Genomic DNA, 15,162 nt, shown 5'->3' with positions numbered 1-15,162 from the left:
GCTCGGCCACTCGGCGGTCAAGCGCTTCAACGCCGACTTCCAGAAGGTCATCTCCTTCCCCCACGAGACCTGCGCGGCCGGCTACCTGCACGGCGTGGACTCGTCCTTGAGGCCCTTCGCGAGCAGCACCAGGATGCTCTGCTTCATCGTCTTGGTGACGTCGTGCGCGGCCTGCGGGCCGCTGGCGAACGGCGCCGCGTTCTCCCAGTCCCGCTCGAAGACCGTCAGCAGGTAGGAGAGCAGGTCGGGCTCCCGGATGATCAGCGCGCCGCCGGAGCTGGCGGGCAGCAGGGCCAGCGAGCCGTCCACGATGATCAGTTGGGGCAGCACCTCCGGCAAGGTCCGGATCTCGGCGCCGGCCTCGATGAGCTGTTCCGCGTTGACCCGGGTGGGCTGGTCGAAGCGGGTCGCGTGCTGGTAGAGGCTCCGCATCCGGACGCCCCGGTCGAGCAGCGCCAGGTCGCGCGGCAGCGCCTCGCGCAGCGCGGCGGGCGGGAACGACCCGCCGTGCTTGGAGACCAGCACCTCGCTGCGGCAGGAGTCCATGATGTCGGCGAGCAGCGAGCGCACCGCGAACTTGTCCGGCAGGCGGTCGATGGTGCCCTGCGGGAAGGCGTGCTGGCGGGCCTGGAGGTAGACGGGCACCAGCGCCGCGAGGCCGTCGCGCTGCTGCTGGATGATCCGGCGCTGCTCGCGCAGGGCCTCCTCGCGGGCGCGCAGGGCGGTGTCGCGGGCGGAGAGCAGCTGGGCGGTCGCGGCCTGGGGGCTGACGGGCTGCCAGACGATCCGGACTCCGCCGGGTGCCTCCTCGCCGGGTGACTCGCAGGTGGGGGCCCTGTCGGGCGCCGGGTCGCCTGGCGCCGGGACGTCGGGCGCCGGGTCGACGGGTGTGCGCAGTTCCCGGAACAGGCAGGCTTCGGTGAGCTGCCGCACGGCCGCCTCGCACTCCGGCAGGCTCAGGTCGGTCTCCGACGCCGCCTGTGCCAGGGTCGCCGGGGTGAGCCGCTCGTGCACCACCGTCCACCGGTAGAGCGTGACGGCGGCGCTGTCGAGCGCGGGTACGTCGGCGGTCGGGGCGGGGCTGGTCCCGGAGTCCATCGCATGCCTCCTCAAGCTGCCAGGCAGGCTCATGATCCCTTGCGGGGGATGCCGTGGCCATCCGCCGACTGGCAGGGTGGCGAGCACGGGCCGGGCAGGACCGCAGGAGCTGCGGAAACGTCCGAAACGTATGGAACTGTCCCCGAAGTGATGGGAGCTGTCGTGATGCGAGGAATCGTGACGCGGACACTGGCCGCGGTCGCGCTGGGTGCCGCCGCCTGGTTGGGCGGGGTGGCCCCGGCCGGCGTCTCGGTGTTCGACGGCGCGACGCTGACGGACCTCAGCGCCGGGCAGGGCGGCCACAACTGCATCCAGACGACGGCCTGGGGCGACGCCTGGTGCCCGGGCAGGCCGCAGAGCTGACGCGCCGCCGCGGACTGCTCCCATCCCCTCCTCCTCGAAAGGAAGCCCAGACATGCACATGGCTCTGAAGCGCTCCGTCCGTCCCGCCCCCACCGCCACCGGCCGGGCCGGCTCCGCCCCCTCCGCCGGGGCCGCGAGCTGACCCGCGCGGCACACCAGCGCGTCCTGCACGGGAAGTCGGCCGAGTCGACTTCCCGTGCAGGGCGCGTTGCCGTGCCTGCGGGGGCGATCCCCTGGGCTCAACGGGCGGTGCGCACCACGTACTTGCCGGTCGCCCGGCCCTCCTGCATGGCGTCGTGGGCGGCCGGGACGGCGTCGAGGCCGGGCAGTTCGGTGACCGGCAGGTCGAGGCCGCCCCCGGCGAGGAGGTCGAGCGCCCGCCCGATGGCGCGGGCCAGCCGCTCGGGGGCGGTGGCCGCCAGGCCGCGGTGACTGAAGCCGGTGACGGTCAGGTTGCCCGCCATCAGGCGGCCGAGCGGGGGCAGGTCGGCGACGGCGCCGCCGCCCGCGTTGCCGAACAGCACGATCCGCGCGCCGGGCGCCGCCACCGCGAGGTCGAGTTCGAGCGCCGCGGTGCCCAGCGGGTCGAGCACCAGGTCGACGCCCCGGCCGCCGGTGGCGGCGCGGATCGCCCCGGCAAGGCCGGCGGGCCCGTCGGGCTCGGCGGGCCCGCCGGTCGCCGGGCCCTCGGCCGCGCCCCGGGCGAAGGCGTGGTCGTAGCCGGAGGCGACCGCCGCCGAGGCCTTCTCCGGCCGCCCGACCGTGCCGATCAGCCGGCCGCCGCCGAGCAGCGGGACGAGCCGGGCGACGGCGTTGCCGATCCCGCCGCCCGCGGAGTGGACCAGAACGGTCTCCCCGGCGGTGAAGCGGCCCGCGTCGGTCAGCAGCAGGAGCGCCGTGGCCAGCCCCAGCGGAACGGCGGCGGCCTCGCGCAGCGCCACCCCGTCCGGGAGCGGCACGGTGAGCGCGGCCTCCGCGACCGCGACCTCCGCCAGCCCGGCGCCGACCGGCGCGGCGACCACCCGGTCGCCCACCGCCGGCCCGGTGACGCCGGGGCCCAGCTCGCGGACCGTGCCGGACACCTCCTTGCCCGGCCGGTACGGCCACTCGGCGGCGTACGCGGCGTCGCCGCGACGGGTCATCACGTCCACGAAGTTCAGCCCGGCGTAGGCGACGTCGATCGCCACCTGCCCCGGCCCCGGCCGTGGTGCCTCGACCTCCCGGACCAGCGAGTTCTCGGCTCCACCGGGTGCGGTCATCACCAGTGCGCGCATGTCGGACCCCCTCGGCTACGATGTTCGACGAACAACGAAATTGGCGCGGGACAGTGCTACCACGCTCTTTCCATGGATGTCGAACATCGCAGATCAGGGAGGTCGATCCATGCCCCGCAGTACCCGTCGACGACCGGCGCTCGCCCACCCCGCGGCCGAGGAGATCGACCTCTTCGACGTCCTGCACGCGCTCTCCGACCCCACCCGGATGACCATCGTCCGCGTCCTGCGCACCGAACCCGAACGGGCCTGCGGCACCTTCCCGGTGGACGTCGCGCCCTCCACCCTGAGCCACCACTTCAAGGTGCTGCGGGAGTCCGGCCTGATCGCCCAGCGCGAGGAGGCCAACCGGCGCTTCTCCGCGCTGCGCACCGTCGACCTGGAGCGGCGGTTCCCGGGCCTGCTCGACACCGTCCTCGCCGCCCACGCCCGCACGGAGGGCTGAAGCCGGCCCGGGAGGTGCTCAACGCCGATGCCACACCGCCCAGTTCTGCGCGGTGTTGGACCGCTCGACGTACCAGTCGGCGGGGTGGCCGGGCCAGTACACCTCCGGCGGCAGCCCGGCCGCGGGCAGCGGGAGGACCATGACGTTCGCCTCCGCCGGGACGGGCTGCCAGCGGGGGTCGCGGGACCACACCCGCCCCCGGTAGACCTCGAAGGTCTGGGCGGCGCGCAGCGACCAGTCGATGTCCCAGGCGAACACCACGTTGTCGTCCGCCTTGATCCCCGCGGCGCGGGTGAAGCCGGTCGCCAGGCCCTCCCGGCCCTCCGAGTGCGGCCGGGCGACCTGCGCGGTGATCGTCGTGGTGGCGAAGGCGGCGAACAGCGCCAGCGAGACGCCGAGCGCCCCGAGCGCCCGACGGCCCCCGGCGTTGCGGACCAGGACCGCCGCACCGAGCAGGAGCACCACGGCGGCGCAGGTGCGGGGCAGGTCGACCCGGGCCCAGTCCGCGGCGAGGAAGGAGATGTCGGGCAGCGTCCAGGGGATGAACATCGAGCTGTACAGCCGCTTGCCGGCGGCCAGCGCCACGACCCCGGCGAGCAGCAGGGTGAGCCCGGCCGTCGCGGCCGCCGCCCGGACCAGCGCGCGGCGTCCGTACCCGGCGAGCGCCGCGACGCCCGCCACGAAGGCCGGGGGGACGAGGCAGGAGGTGTAGCGGGCGTACACCCAGTCGTCGACCCGGCCGTCCAGCGGCAGGGCGGCGGAGGCGGCCAGGGCCGTGCCGAACAGCAGTGCCACCAGCACGCCGCCGGTGACCCGCAGCGCCCACGGCGGACGGCGGTCGAACACCGCGCACAGGCAGGCGACCACGGCGAGCCCGCCGATGCCCCAGGTGGAGGCGATGAAGTACCAGATCTGACCCGTCGCGCGGGCGAGGGTCTGCACGGCGATCGACGGGTTGGTCAGCCCCTTCAGGAGCGAACCGCCGACGTTGCTGTCCGGGACGGTGAACTGCGCGTGCAGCCACATCGACAGCAGCTTGGAGCCGAGCACGCCCAGGCCGAGCGCCGCGAGTCCGGGCGCCGTGGCGCGCCACGGCGCCCGGCGCAGCAGCAGGACGCCGAGCAGGACGACGGCGGTCAGCGCGACCACCACGGCGCCGCGGTCGTGCACCGACATGGCGTACCCGGCCGACGCCCCCGTCCCGACGGCGTGCCAGGCACGGCGCCGCAGCGGGCCGTCGGCCAGCCAGCCGTGCAGGCAGAGCAGCCAGGCGAGCAGCAGGACCGGCAGGACGGCGTCGGTCATCACGAACTGCGAGTAGAAGACCACCGGTGGCAGCAGGGCCGTCGCGGCGCCGAAGGCGTACGAGCGGCGGCGGTTCAGGCCGAGGCGGCGCAGCGCGACGTAGGCGAGCGGGAAGACCAGCGCGTTGACGGCGGCGTTGACGGCCATGATCAGGTGATAGGCGGTCGTCGGGTCGTCGGCCAGGCGCAGCGCGGGGGATATCAGCAGCGGGTAGCCGCCGGGCACGACCACGCCGACCGGGATCTCGGTCGCCGAGCCGCCGGCCAGCACCCGGGCCAGGGCGAGGTAGGAGTCCTCGTCGGGGTGGACGGACGGGAAGCTCATGGACCGGGAGAGGACGAGCCGGAACAGCAGCTCGGCCAGGTAGCCGGCGAGCAGGACGGCGGCGGGCCGGGACGCGGCCGTCCGGACGGCGGTGGCGCGGACGGTGGCGAGCAGGTGCGGGATGGGCCGGAGCGGCTGTGGCTGCGGCTGTGGCTCCGGCTCCGGCTGGGTGCGGGTCTGGTGCGGCAGGGTCGGCGTGCGGGGTGGCATGGGAGTGCCCCCTCCTGTCGGACTGTCGGACGACTGCATATGTCGTTGGACTGTATATGTAGTCCGATTGGTTGCACAGGGAGGGCAGGTTCCCGCGACCGGGCCGGGACGGCCCGGCCGGAGGCGGGATCACTGGAGGAGAGGGAGCGCCGCGCGCGGTCGTCGCGTCAGACGGCGCGGGGAAGGGGCACCGCCGTCGCCGTCGCCGTCGCGGCCCGGTGCCGGCGGTGGTGCGACGCGGTGACGGCCGCCGGCAGCGGGGCCCGGGCGACGGTCGGCAGGGGGAGGGAACCGGCCAGGGCGTGGTCGAGCGGGGTCATGCCCTCACCCTCCCGCGCGGCCCCGGGCCCCCGCGGCCGGGGAAGGGCGTCTCACCCCCTCCGCACGTGGTTCGGCGCGGGCCTCCGTCGACGGAAGCCCGCGCCGGTGGCGCAGTCGACCGCTCAGCGCAGTCGCGAGGAGGACAGGATCGACGCCAGGTGCGCGACCACCATGCCCCAGGTGATCACCGTGATGCCCGCGAGCGTCCACCGCGTGGCGTCCAGATTGCCGAGCCCGGCGTCCACCGCGGCCGCCGCCAGCAGCACCAGCGAGGCCTCGATGCCGTTCGTCACCCGGTGGATCTTGAACAGCGAGGCGACCTTGCGGGCGGTCGCGATGCCCTGGGAGCGCGGCTGCGTCGACTCCTCGGTCGCCGGGAGCTGCCCGCTGCGGGCCCGGGCCACGTCCACCAGGTCCGTCGAGGCCTTGAGCAGCACCACGCCCAGCGCGGCCGCCAGCCCCGCCGACACCCACAGCTCCGACCCGCCGCGCGCCGCCCGTACGCCCGCGCCGATCATCAGAGCGGCATCCGCCAGGTAGGCGCCGAGCCGGTCCACGTACACCCCGGCCATGCTGAACTGGCGCTTCCAGCGCGCCACTTCGCCGTCCACGCAGTCGAACAGCAGGAACAGCTGGAACAGCACGACGGCCAGCACGGCCCCGGTCAGCCCCGGGATCAGCAGGGCCGCGCCACCGCCGACCCCGCACACCACCATCACCCAGGTCAGGGTGTTCGGCGACACCGAGGTGCGCACCAGCTGCCGGGTCGTCCGCAGCGAGATCGCCCGCATGTACATCCGGCCCGCCCAGTGCTCGCCGTTACGGCTCTGGATCTTGGCCTGCGGCTGGCACACCTCGCGCAGCTCGGCGAGTGCCGGAGCAGCCACCATGACGACATCCCTCCACCTGTCCCGAAACGATCACCACAGGCTACGGCCTCCGGGGAAGCGCCCGGACCAGGCGGTATGCCGTGGGCGGTACGGGAGGTGGACGGCAGCGGAACGTCTGCCGGGGCACCCCTCCGGGGCGCCTGTCGGAGTGCCGGCCGAAATGTCCGCCGGGCGCCCCGGCGGGCGGCGGCGAAAACCGGTGGGCCGCCCGAACCGCCGCGGGCTAGGCTGCGCGGGTTCGCCGGAACCCGAAGCCCCGGGCCCCACCGCCCGTCGCCGACCGCCCGCCGACGACCGCCCGTTCCCGCACGCCGGTCGACGCCGTCCGCACGGTCCGCGCGGTCCGTGCGGGCCGCCGGAGCGGAACGAGGAGCGCAGACCCATGGTGACCACGGGCGGCCCGTCCCAGAGCCCCGACCCGGCCCGACTGCTGCACGACCACCGCCCGCAGGGCCCGGTGGAGACCGCCGACCACGAGCGGGCCCGCGGCCTCCTCGACGTCCCCGACGCCTGGGACCGGGGCACCTTCCCGCTCCACTTCACCGCCTCCGCGCTGATCGTCCACCCGCCCACCCGCCGCGTGCTGCTGCGCTGGCACGTCCGCCAACAGGCCTGGCTGCACGTCGGCGGCCACGGCGACCCGGGGGAGAGCTCGCCGCTGGACATCGCCCTCCGCGAGGGCCTGGAGGAGACCGGCCTCGCCGACCTCACCCCCTGGCCCGGCCCCGCCCTCGTCCACCTCGCCGTGGTGCCCGTCCCCGCCTCGCCCGCCGAACCCGCGCACGCCCACGCCGACCTGCGCTTCCTGCTCGCCACCGACACCCCCGGGGCGGCCCGGCCGGAGAACCCGGCGTCCCCGCTGGAGTGGCTCACCGTCGAGGAGGCCAAGCGGCGGACCACCGAGGACAACCTCCGTGAGACGCTCGACCGCGCCGCCCGCCTGCTCCCGGCCGACTGACCGGCCGCCCCGCCCGCACGCCCTTCCCACCCCTCCTCTGGAGACCACCGGATGCACACCGACCAGATCCTGATCTTCGACGCCGACGACACGCTCTGGGAGAACAACGTCCTCTTCGAGCGGGCCATCGACGGCTTCCTGGACTGGGTCGCCACCCCGGCCGAGCAGGCGCGCACCAGGGCCCTGCTGAACGAGATCGAGGCCGCCAACTCCGCCACCCTCGGCTACGGCGCCACCGTCTTCCGGCAGAGCCTCGCCGACTGCCTGCGGCAGCTCAGCGGCCGCACCCCCACGGTGGAGGACCAGGCCCGGATCGACGACCTGCTCACCCCGCTGACCAGCCGGAACGTCGAACTGATCGCCGGCGTCGCCGACACCCTGGCCGCCCTCGCCGACCGCCACCACCTGCTGCTGCTCACCAAGGGCGACCAGGGCGAACAGCAGCGCAAGGTGACCGACTCCACCATCGACCACCACTTCCGCGGCATCCACATCGTCGCCGAGAAGTCGGTCGACACCTACCAGCAGCTCACCGCCGAGCTCGACCTCGACCCGGGCCGGACCTGGATGATCGGCAACTCGCCCAAGTCCGACATCGCCCCCGCCCGCCGGGCCGGCCTGCGCACCGTCTTCATCCCGCACGAGCACACCTGGGTGCTGGAGCACACCGAACTCGGCCCGGACGAGGCGACGCTGCAGCTCGCGGCCTTTCCCGAGCTGCTGCGCCACTTCTGACGGCCACGCCAGGCGGGCCGCACCCGCAGGCCGCACCCGCAGGCCGCGCCCGCCGGCCGCGCCCGTCGGCCGTATCCCGGATGACCGCCCCTCGGACGACCGCCCCCCCGGGGGGGCGTCAACCCACCATCGCCGAAGCCGGCACCGGCGTCCCGTCCCGGTACAGCCAGGCCCGCTCGGCGGCGGACCAGACGCCGGCCGTCAGCAGGTAGAGCACGGCGGCCGCCGGCACCAGCGCCGCGAACAGCACCGACCCGAACGACAGGTACGGCAGCAGGCCCGCCCCCGGCTGCGGGGCGGGCCGCGCCGTCCCGGGCGCCGCCGCCTTCGCCACCGCGGCCGCGCGCCTCGCCCGGCGGAAGTTGACCACCCCGACCGCCGTCAGCCCGGCGAACAGCACCCCGAACACCGCCCACTGCCCGGCGCCGTGCGCACCCGTGACGTGCAGGCCCAGCGGAACGCCGAACAGGGTGTGGTCGAGCAGGTCGTTCGGGGTGGTGAACAGGCGGTACATCACCGAGAAGAACGGAATCTGCACCAGCACCGGCAGGCACCCCGCGAACGGCGACGCCTTCTCCTCGCGGTACAGCTCGGCCAGCGCCTCCCGCAGCCGCTCCGGCCGGTCCTTGTGCTTGCGCTGCAACGCGGCGACCCTCGGCGCCAACCGCGCCCTGGCCTTCTCCCCGCGTGCCGCCGCCCGCGCCAGCGGATGCAGCGCCAGCCGGACGGCGACGGTGAACAGGACGATGGCCAGTGCGGTCGGCACCAGCTGGGCGACGGCGGCGACGACGGCGTGCGCCAGGGCGACGGCAGGGTCGAGAACGGCGAGTACGGACATGGTGAAGCGAGCCCTCCGGGGTCTCAGGACATGAGCGATCGGCGGAGGACGGCCACGAAGAACGTCTTGCGAAACGTGCGAGGGTGCTTACGCGGCCGCCAGGGCCGCCCCCGGCGCCCTGGGGCGTCGCCTGCCCCGGGCGTCCGGATCACGCTGCGGAAGGAACGCCGTACGGAACGCCCGGCGCCGCAGCACCCCGCTGCGCACCGCCGCCGGCGCCCGTACCCCCGACAACCGGGCCCCGGCCAGCGCTCCGGCGACCGCCCCGGCCACCAGCGCCACGGCCGCGACCGCGGCGACCGACGCCAGCGTCCCGCTGTCGGCCACCAACTCCCCGGTCAACACCCGGAGCAGGCCCAGCAGCATCGCGACCACGGCCACGGCGCGCTCCCCCTCCCGGTGTCCCGTCGGATTCCTGACGTACCAACACGACGATCCTATGACCGCCCGGGTTCCCGTCGCCATCAGGGAAATCCCCCATCCCCGCGGGGCATCCCCGGGGCACACCCGCGCCCGGGACGGCTCGGCGCCCTCCCGGGGGACCGGGCGGGCCGGCGCGGCGGGGTCCGTACGGCGTCGGGCGGGGGTCCGTACGGGCCCGCGCGGGGGTGTAGCCGACGGGGCTACACGGGGCTACCGTGGAAGGGTGAAGACGATTACCCAGCGGGAGTTCCGGAACAACTCCGCCGCGGTGATGGACGCGGTGGAGGCGGGCGAGACCTTCCACATCACCAGGAACGGGGTCGAGGTCGCCGAGCTGCGGCCGGTGTCCGGGCGTCGACGGCTCACGGCGGAGGAGCTGGTGGCGCGGCACGTGAAGCTGCCGCGGGTGGACTACCAGCAGATGCGCAAGGAGTCCGAGGAGTACTTCGGGCCCGAGGAACTGGTGGGCGACGAGGGCGACGACCCGTTCGAGCGGCGGCGTGGCTGAGCGCCGCAGAGCGTCCCGGCGGCGGCCCGCCGGGGTGCTGGACACGTGCGTGTACATCGACCTGGCGCTGCTCAACGCGTCCGACCTGCCGGCCGTGCCGGAGCTGACCGCGATCACCTTCGCCGAGCTTCAGCAGGGCGTGTCGATGGCCCGGGACCCGGCCAGCCGGGCCGCCCGGCTGGAGGTGCTGGGCGCGGCCATGGCCGACTTCGACCCGCTGCCGTTCGACGCGGCCGCCGCCGCCCGCTACGGCACGCTGGTCACCCTCACCATCGCCGCCGGACGGCAGCCGCGCCCGCGCCGGATCGACCTGATGATCGCCGCGGTCGCCTCGGCCCACGGGCTGCCGCTGTACACCCGCAACGTGGCGGACTTCCGGGGGCTGGGCTCGGCGGTGGAGGTCATCGGGGTGTGAGGGCGGCGGTGCCGTCCCGTTCGACCCGGTCGGCCAGCGCGGCCGCGTACCTCAGGGCCTGCCTCCGGTCCCGCGTGCGCAGCAGGACGGTGTTGCCCCCGCGCTTGCCCCGGTCGCGTCCCGCCTTGGCGGCCACGGCCCAGCGGGGGCGGCCGAGCAGGGCGAGGAGCAGCCAGCGGAGCCCGAAGTTCAGCCCCAGGAGGGCGGCGATCGGGATGAGCAGGAGGACGCCCTCGCCGCCGGAGCCGCTGCCGTCGACGTGCCGCATGGGGTCGTAGGCGTGCAGGGGCCTCGCGGTGGCCCCGAGGCGGCCGAGCCACACCACCGCGATCCGAACGGGGCGGCGGTCGGGCCCGGTCACGTCGACGTAGCCGATCGAGCCGTCCCGCTCGCCGCGCGCCCAGGCTTCCCGCTCCCTCGCGGTCGACAGGCCCTCCTGGCGTGCGAGCTCCTCGGCCGCCCGGGCCTCCTGGCGCTGCTCGAACTCCGCGGTCCAGGCCTTCTCGCGCTTCTTCTGCTCGGCGGACCACTCCCGCTCGCGACGCAGGCGCTCCTCGACGTCGACCTGCCGCCCCCGCTGACTGTTCATCCGACCATCGTAGGAGCGGCGTTCCGGGCGGCGGAGCCGACGGACCGTGCGCCGGCCCGGGCGGACCGCGCGTCAGCCCGGGCGGACCGCCGTTCCGGTCGCGGCGGAGGTACGGGCGGCCTCCAGCACGGCCAGGGCGGCCACCGCGTCGCGCGGGTCGACCGGCGGCGGAGTGCCCGGGGTGGCCAGGGCGGCGGCGATGCCGGCGTAGAAGGCGGGGTAGTCGCCCGGGTCGGTGGGCAGCGAGATCGCGGACTCGTCGGTGCCGAGGGTGCCGTAGTGCGAGGGCTGGTCGGCGCCCCAGGGGCGGCTGCCGTCGGGGCGCAGGCCCGCCCGCAGGTCGGCCTCCTGCGGGTCCATGCCGGGCTTCACGTAGCCGGCGGTGTCGCCGAGCACCCGTAGCCGGGGGCCGATCAGCGGGGTGATGGCGCTGGTCCACAGGTGCGAGCGGGTGCCGGAGGCGTGGGTGAGGGCGAGGAAGGCGTCGTCGTCCACCACCGCGCCGTCGCGCCGCACGTCGATCTCCGCGTACACCGTCTCGACCGGCCCGAACAGGGTGAGCGCCTGGTCGACCAGGTGGCTGCCCAGGTCGTACAGGGTGCCGCCGACCTCGGCCGGGTCGGCCAGCTCCCGCCAGCCCGGCTTGGGCTTGGGACGGAACCGCTCGAAGCGGGACTCGAAGCGGTGCACCCGGCCGAGCGCGCCGCCGCGCACCAGCCGGCTCGCGGTGAGGAAGTCGCCGTCCCAGCGCCGGTTGTGGAACACCGAGAGCAGGACGCCCCGCTCCTCGGCGAGCCGGCACAGCTCCAGCGCCTCGGCGGCGGTGCCGGCCAGCGGCTTGTCCACCACGGTGGCCAGGCCGGCCCGCAGGGCGGCGCGGGCGAGCGGCGCGTGGGTGCGGTTGGGCGAGGCGATGACGACCAGGTCGAGCGCGTCCGGGGCGGCGAGCAGCTGCTCGGGCGTGTCCACGGCGCGGGCGCCGGGGTGCTCGCGCGCCAGCTGGGCACGCCGGTCGGCATTGGCCGTGACGACGGCGTCCAGCCGCAGCCCCGGCGTGCTGGCGATCAGCGGCGCGTGGAACGCGGAGCCGGCCAGGCCGTAGCCGATCAGGCCGACGCGGAACGGACCGGAGGTCGTCTGCGGTGTCATGCGCCTACTCAATCACGAGTCGACCGGTTGCTCCCGGTTTGGTGCACGGCCGCTCCCGCGGGGGCGGGCGGCGGCCTCCCGTGGGCGGAGGCCTCCCGGGGACGGCGGGCGGCCGGTGCCGGCGTACGGCCGGTGCACGGTCGGCACCGGTGCGCGGGCTGCCGTTCCGGTGGGCGGACGTTCTGTCCCCGGACACCCGGGCGGTTTAGGCTGGGCCGCGTCAGGGCCCCCTCGTATGACGCAACACACTGCAACACTTCGGGAGACACGCACGTGGCAGAGCGCAAGCCCATCGAGTCCTGGCTGACCGACATGGACGGGGTCCTCATCCACGAGGGCACGCCGATCCCGGGGGCGGAGGAGTTCCTGCGCAAGCTGCGGGAGTCCGGCAAGCCGTTCCTGGTCCTGACCAACAACTCCATCTACACCCCGCGCGACCTCAGCGCCCGGCTGGCCGGGATGGGGCTGGAGGTGCCCGAGGAGTGCATCTGGACCTCAGCCCTGGCCACCGCCAAGTTCCTCAAGAGCCAGCGGCCGAACGGGACCGCGTACGTGATCGGCGAGGCGGGGCTGACCACCGCGCTGTACCAGGCCGGCTACGTGCTGACCGACAACAACCCCGACTACGTGGTCCTCGGCGAGACCCGCACCTACTCCTTCGAGGCGCTCACCAAGGCGATCCGCCTGATCAACCAGGGCGCCCGGTTCATCTGCACCAACCCGGACGAGACCGGCCCCTCCACCGAGGGCGTGCTGCCGGCCACCGGTTCGGTCGCGGCCCTGATCACCAAGGCGACCGGCGTCGAGCCGTACTTCGTCGGCAAGCCCAACCCGCTGATGATGCGCGAGGCGCTGAACACGGCCGGCGCCCACTCCGAGACGGCGGTGATGATCGGCGACCGGATGGACACCGACATCGTCGCGGGCATGGAGGCCGGCATGGAGACCATCCTGGTGCTCACCGGCCTGACCTCCGCCGCCGACGTGGAGCGCTTCCCGTACCGGCCGAGCCGCGTGGTCCAGTCGATCGCGGACCTGGTCGAGCTGATCTGACCGCGTCCGGCGGCCCGTGCCCGGTCCGAGCGGCCGGGCACGCCCCGTTCGTCGCGGTGCCGTCGTGGGCCCCGTTCCGGCCGGTCGCCGGGGCGGGGCCGCCGCGTGTCCGCGGGCGGACGGGGACGGCCTCCGGGGCCCGGAACCCGCTCTGGGGGAGTGAGTTGTCGGTGGGGCTGTGTAGCGTTCGGGGTGATAGAGGGCGAGCGGCGCAGCAGCCGCGGTGTGGGAGGTAGATGTCGTGACGGACACGGTCGAGGCGGGCGTGGTCGAGGCCGGCGCGGGCGGCGGGCTGGAGCTGCCCGAGTCCTGGCGCGGGGTGCTGGGCGCCGAGACGGAGAAGCCGTACTTCGCCGAGCTGGAGGCCTTCGTGGCGGCCCAGCGCGCGGAGCACGAGGTGTTCCCGCCGAGCGGCCAGGAGTTCGCCGCGCTGGAGGCGACGCCGTACGACAAGGTCCGGGTGCTCGTGCTCGGCCAGGACCCGTACCACGACAACGGCCAGGCCCACGGCATGAGCTTCTCGGTGCTGCCGGGCACCAAGACGCCGCCGTCGCTGCGCAACATCTTCAAGGAGCTGGACGCCGACCTGGGCGTTCCCGCCCCGGACAACGGCTACCTGATGCACTGGGCCGAGCAGGGCGTGCTGCTGCTCAACGCGGTGCTCACGGTCCGCGCGCACGAGGCCAACTCGCACAAGGCGAAGGGCTGGGAGAAGTTCACCGACGCGGTGATCAAGGCGGTCAGCGACCGCGAGGAGCCGGTCGTCTTCGTGCTGTGGGGCAACTACGCGAAGAAGAAGCTGCCGCTGATCGACACCGCCAAGCACGTGGTGGTGCAGGGCGCGCACCCGTCGCCGCTCTCCGCCAAGCTGTTCTTCGGCAGCCGTCCGTTCTCGCAGATCAACGCCGCGCTGGACTCCTTCGGCGCCGAGTCGATCGACTGGCGGGTGCCGAACCTGAAGGAGGCCTGAGCCCCTTCGGGCGCTCCTGAGCGTTCCTGAGCACTGCCGGGTGCCTCCTGGGTGTGATCCCCGGTGCCGGCGTCGGTGGCCGTGGGCCGGACGGGTTCGATGTCCCGTTCGTCCACGGCCACTTGGCGTTCACCGGCGGTGGCCGCCGGCCGGTGCCGGGTGTGCTTAGCTGGTGGCGACCGGTCGCCGGACCGGCGCCGGGAGGGGCGGTACGTGCACGGGCTGGGGCGGACAGGGACGTTGCGGGGGGCCGCGGGAGCGCTGCTGGCCGGGGTGGTGCTGGCGGCCGGGACGGGCTGCGGCGGTCCGGGCGGCGGAGGTTCTCACGGCGGCCGGCCGGACGGCGGTTCCGCCGCCCCCACCGCCGGTACGGAGGCAGGTGCGGGGACGGGCTTCGCCCAACTCCCCGGGCAGGCCTTCTACGTCTCCGACCGGACCAACGCCGCCCACCAGGTGACCGCGCTGCGCGGCCAGGGCCGGACGGCGGAGGCCGACACGCTGCTGCGCATCGCCGCCCAGCCCTCCTCGCAGTGGCTCGGTGAGCAGGGCGCCCAGGAGATCGCCGAGCAGGTGAGCCGGCGGGCCGCCGAGGCGGGCCGCACGGCGGTCTTCGTCGCCTACGACATCCCGCACCGCGACTGCGGCCAGTACTCGGCCGGCGGCGCCCCCGACGCGGCCGCCTACCGGTCCTGGATCACCGGCGTCGCCAAGGCCCTCGCCGACCGCAAGGCCTGGGTCGTCCTGGAGCCGGACGCCGTCGCCCACACCCTGGACACCTGCGGGATCAAGGGCGACCTGGCCGCCGAGCGGTACGGCCTCCTGGCCTTCGCCGTCCAGGAGTTGAAGAAGAACCCGAACGCGCGGGTCTACCTGGACGCGGGCAACCCCGGCTGGGCGCAGGACCCGGAGGAACTGGCCACCGCCCTGCGCAAGTCCGGCATCGCGGCGGCGGACGGATTCGCCGTGAACGTCGCCAACTTCTACGACACCGACCGGAACGCGGCGTACGGCGCCCGGCTCTCCGCGGCCCTGGGCGGGAAGAACTTCGTCATCGACACCAGCCGCAGCGGCAACGGGGCGCTGGGCGGCGACTCCTGGTGCAACCCGCCCGGGCGGGCGATCGGCGAGCGGCCGACCACCGAGACCGGGCGGCCCGGGGTGGACGCCTACCTGTGGATCAAGAACCCGGGGGAGTCGGACGGCGACTGCGGCCGGGGCGAGCCGCGGGCGGGCGAGTTCTGGCTTCCGTACGCGCTCGGGCTGGCGCAGGCGGCGCGCTGAGGCCGCCCGCGCC

18 protein-coding genes are annotated in these 15,162 nt (G+C 74.8%); 9 read left to right on the top strand and 9 right to left on the bottom strand.

What is annotated here, in order from left to right; all coding sequences use genetic code 11:
• Positions 1-81: 81 nt before the first annotated feature.
• Positions 82-1,098, bottom strand: coding sequence for a hypothetical protein (locus AB0E96_RS03440; protein WP_359817884.1), 1,017 nt, complete (start codon positions 1,096-1,098; stop codon positions 82-84).
• Positions 1,099-1,275: 177 nt separating this feature from the next.
• Between AB0E96_RS03440 and AB0E96_RS03435 the strand changes: the two genes are divergently transcribed.
• Positions 1,276-1,461: a hypothetical protein gene (locus tag AB0E96_RS03435; RefSeq protein WP_359817882.1), complete on the top strand. Its 186-nt coding sequence runs from the start codon at positions 1,276-1,278 to the stop codon at positions 1,459-1,461.
• Between the two features lie 239 nt (positions 1,462-1,700).
• On the opposite strand, the gene AB0E96_RS03430 is transcribed toward AB0E96_RS03435, so the two are convergent.
• The gene (locus AB0E96_RS03430; protein WP_359817880.1) at positions 1,701-2,735 is read right to left on the bottom strand and encodes a zinc-binding dehydrogenase; all 1,035 of its coding nucleotides are present in this window, start codon (positions 2,733-2,735) and stop codon (positions 1,701-1,703) included.
• 109 nt (positions 2,736-2,844) lie between these two features.
• Between AB0E96_RS03430 and AB0E96_RS03425 the strand changes: the two genes are divergently transcribed.
• Entirely contained in the window at positions 2,845-3,180 is a 336-nt protein-coding gene (locus tag AB0E96_RS03425; RefSeq protein WP_359817878.1) for a helix-turn-helix domain-containing protein, read from the top strand.
• Positions 3,181-3,198: 18 nt separating this feature from the next.
• On the opposite strand, the gene AB0E96_RS03420 is transcribed toward AB0E96_RS03425, so the two are convergent.
• From AB0E96_RS03420 to AB0E96_RS03410, 3 genes are all read right to left on the bottom strand, one after another.
• On the bottom strand, positions 3,199-5,019 hold the full coding sequence (locus AB0E96_RS03420; RefSeq protein WP_359817876.1) for a phospholipid carrier-dependent glycosyltransferase: 1,821 nt from the start codon (positions 5,017-5,019) through the stop codon (positions 3,199-3,201).
• Positions 5,020-5,186: 167 nt separating this feature from the next.
• Positions 5,187-5,339 (bottom strand): hypothetical protein, encoded by a 153-nt coding sequence (locus AB0E96_RS03415; protein ID WP_359817874.1) that lies wholly within the window; start codon positions 5,337-5,339, stop codon positions 5,187-5,189.
• 123 nt (positions 5,340-5,462) lie between these two features.
• Positions 5,463-6,230, bottom strand: a complete 768-nt coding sequence (locus tag AB0E96_RS03410) for a CDP-alcohol phosphatidyltransferase family protein (RefSeq protein ID WP_359817872.1) — start codon at positions 6,228-6,230, stop codon at positions 5,463-5,465.
• A 382-nt stretch (positions 6,231-6,612) separates the two neighbouring features.
• Between AB0E96_RS03410 and AB0E96_RS03405 the strand changes: the two genes are divergently transcribed.
• Both AB0E96_RS03405 and AB0E96_RS03400 read left to right on the top strand, forming a co-directional pair.
• Positions 6,613-7,188, top strand: coding sequence for an NUDIX domain-containing protein (locus AB0E96_RS03405; protein ID WP_359817870.1), 576 nt, complete (start codon positions 6,613-6,615; stop codon positions 7,186-7,188).
• 51 nt (positions 7,189-7,239) lie between these two features.
• Complete coding sequence (locus AB0E96_RS03400; protein ID WP_359817868.1) at positions 7,240-7,923, top strand: HAD family hydrolase; 684 nt, start codon at positions 7,240-7,242, stop codon at positions 7,921-7,923.
• A gap of 118 nt (positions 7,924-8,041) precedes the next feature.
• Here the strand turns inward: AB0E96_RS03400 and AB0E96_RS03395 are convergent, their stop codons facing one another.
• A complete protein-coding gene (locus AB0E96_RS03395; RefSeq protein ID WP_359817867.1) occupies positions 8,042-8,761 on the bottom strand; it encodes a YidC/Oxa1 family membrane protein insertase in 720 nt (239 codons plus the stop codon).
• An 87-nt stretch (positions 8,762-8,848) separates the two neighbouring features.
• Entirely contained in the window at positions 8,849-9,142 is a 294-nt protein-coding gene (locus AB0E96_RS03390; RefSeq protein WP_359817866.1) for a DUF6412 domain-containing protein, read from the bottom strand.
• Positions 9,143-9,407: 265 nt separating this feature from the next.
• Between AB0E96_RS03390 and AB0E96_RS03385 the strand changes: the two genes are divergently transcribed.
• Both AB0E96_RS03385 and AB0E96_RS03380 read left to right on the top strand, forming a co-directional pair.
• Positions 9,408-9,692: a type II toxin-antitoxin system prevent-host-death family antitoxin gene (locus AB0E96_RS03385; protein ID WP_196950091.1), complete on the top strand. Its 285-nt coding sequence runs from the start codon at positions 9,408-9,410 to the stop codon at positions 9,690-9,692.
• A 49-nt stretch (positions 9,693-9,741) separates the two neighbouring features.
• Positions 9,742-10,107: a type II toxin-antitoxin system VapC family toxin gene (locus tag AB0E96_RS03380; RefSeq protein ID WP_359817864.1), complete on the top strand. Its 366-nt coding sequence runs from the start codon at positions 9,742-9,744 to the stop codon at positions 10,105-10,107.
• On the opposite strand, the gene AB0E96_RS03375 is transcribed toward AB0E96_RS03380, so the two are convergent.
• Together AB0E96_RS03375 and AB0E96_RS03370 are read right to left on the bottom strand one after the other, a co-directional pair.
• The gene (locus AB0E96_RS03375; protein ID WP_359817862.1) at positions 10,094-10,696 is read right to left on the bottom strand and encodes a hypothetical protein; all 603 of its coding nucleotides are present in this window, start codon (positions 10,694-10,696) and stop codon (positions 10,094-10,096) included. The two genes, AB0E96_RS03380 and AB0E96_RS03375, sit on opposite strands and share 14 nt — an antisense overlap.
• 72 nt (positions 10,697-10,768) lie before the next feature.
• Positions 10,769-11,845 (bottom strand): Gfo/Idh/MocA family oxidoreductase, encoded by a 1,077-nt coding sequence (locus AB0E96_RS03370; protein WP_359817860.1) that lies wholly within the window; start codon positions 11,843-11,845, stop codon positions 10,769-10,771.
• 273 nt (positions 11,846-12,118) lie between these two features.
• Here AB0E96_RS03370 and AB0E96_RS03365 point away from each other — a divergent pair, with 273 nt between their 5' ends.
• From AB0E96_RS03365 to AB0E96_RS03355, 3 genes are all read left to right on the top strand, one after another.
• On the top strand, positions 12,119-12,898 hold the full coding sequence (locus tag AB0E96_RS03365; RefSeq protein ID WP_359817858.1) for an HAD-IIA family hydrolase: 780 nt from the start codon (positions 12,119-12,121) through the stop codon (positions 12,896-12,898).
• Positions 12,899-13,139: 241 nt separating this feature from the next.
• Positions 13,140-13,868 carry a uracil-DNA glycosylase gene (locus tag AB0E96_RS03360; protein WP_359817856.1) on the top strand — a complete coding sequence of 243 codons (729 nt, stop codon included), beginning with the start codon at positions 13,140-13,142 and terminating at the stop codon, positions 13,866-13,868.
• A 240-nt stretch (positions 13,869-14,108) separates the two neighbouring features.
• Complete coding sequence (locus AB0E96_RS03355) at positions 14,109-15,149, top strand: glycoside hydrolase family 6 protein (RefSeq protein WP_359817854.1); 1,041 nt, start codon at positions 14,109-14,111, stop codon at positions 15,147-15,149.
• The last annotated feature ends 13 nt before the right edge of the window (positions 15,150-15,162 follow it).

Origin of the sequence: Kitasatospora sp. NPDC036755, assembly GCF_040636595.1 — a bacterium.
In the GTDB taxonomy this organism is placed as follows: Bacteria; Actinomycetota; Actinomycetes; order Streptomycetales; family Streptomycetaceae; genus Kitasatospora.
The sequence above is the reverse complement of the archived record's forward strand: the minus strand, read 5'-3'. Positions and strand labels throughout refer to the sequence as shown.

Bases quoted from the DNA above. Each gene is read 5' to 3' on its own strand.
- AB0E96_RS03410 (WP_359817872.1), bottom strand. From the start codon at position 6,230: ATGGTGGCTGCTCCGGCACTCGCCGAGCTGCGCGAGGTGTGCCAGCCG.
- AB0E96_RS03400 (WP_359817868.1), top strand. From the start codon at position 7,240: ATGCACACCGACCAGATCCTGATCTTCGACGCCGACGACACGCTCTGG.
- AB0E96_RS03415 (WP_359817874.1), bottom strand. From the start codon at position 5,339: ATGACCCCGCTCGACCACGCCCTGGCCGGTTCCCTCCCCCTGCCGACC.
- AB0E96_RS03405 (WP_359817870.1), top strand. From the start codon at position 6,613: ATGGTGACCACGGGCGGCCCGTCCCAGAGCCCCGACCCGGCCCGACTG.
- AB0E96_RS03425 (WP_359817878.1), top strand. From the start codon at position 2,845: ATGCCCCGCAGTACCCGTCGACGACCGGCGCTCGCCCACCCCGCGGCC.
- AB0E96_RS03395 (WP_359817867.1), bottom strand. From the start codon at position 8,761: ATGTCCGTACTCGCCGTTCTCGACCCTGCCGTCGCCCTGGCGCACGCC.
- AB0E96_RS03375 (WP_359817862.1), bottom strand. From the start codon at position 10,696: ATGAACAGTCAGCGGGGGCGGCAGGTCGACGTCGAGGAGCGCCTGCGT.
- AB0E96_RS03440 (WP_359817884.1), bottom strand. From the start codon at position 1,098: ATGGACTCCGGGACCAGCCCCGCCCCGACCGCCGACGTACCCGCGCTC.
- AB0E96_RS03370 (WP_359817860.1), bottom strand. From the start codon at position 11,845: ATGACACCGCAGACGACCTCCGGTCCGTTCCGCGTCGGCCTGATCGGC.
- AB0E96_RS03430 (WP_359817880.1), bottom strand. From the start codon at position 2,735: ATGCGCGCACTGGTGATGACCGCACCCGGTGGAGCCGAGAACTCGCTG.
- AB0E96_RS03420 (WP_359817876.1), bottom strand. From the start codon at position 5,019: ATGCCACCCCGCACGCCGACCCTGCCGCACCAGACCCGCACCCAGCCG.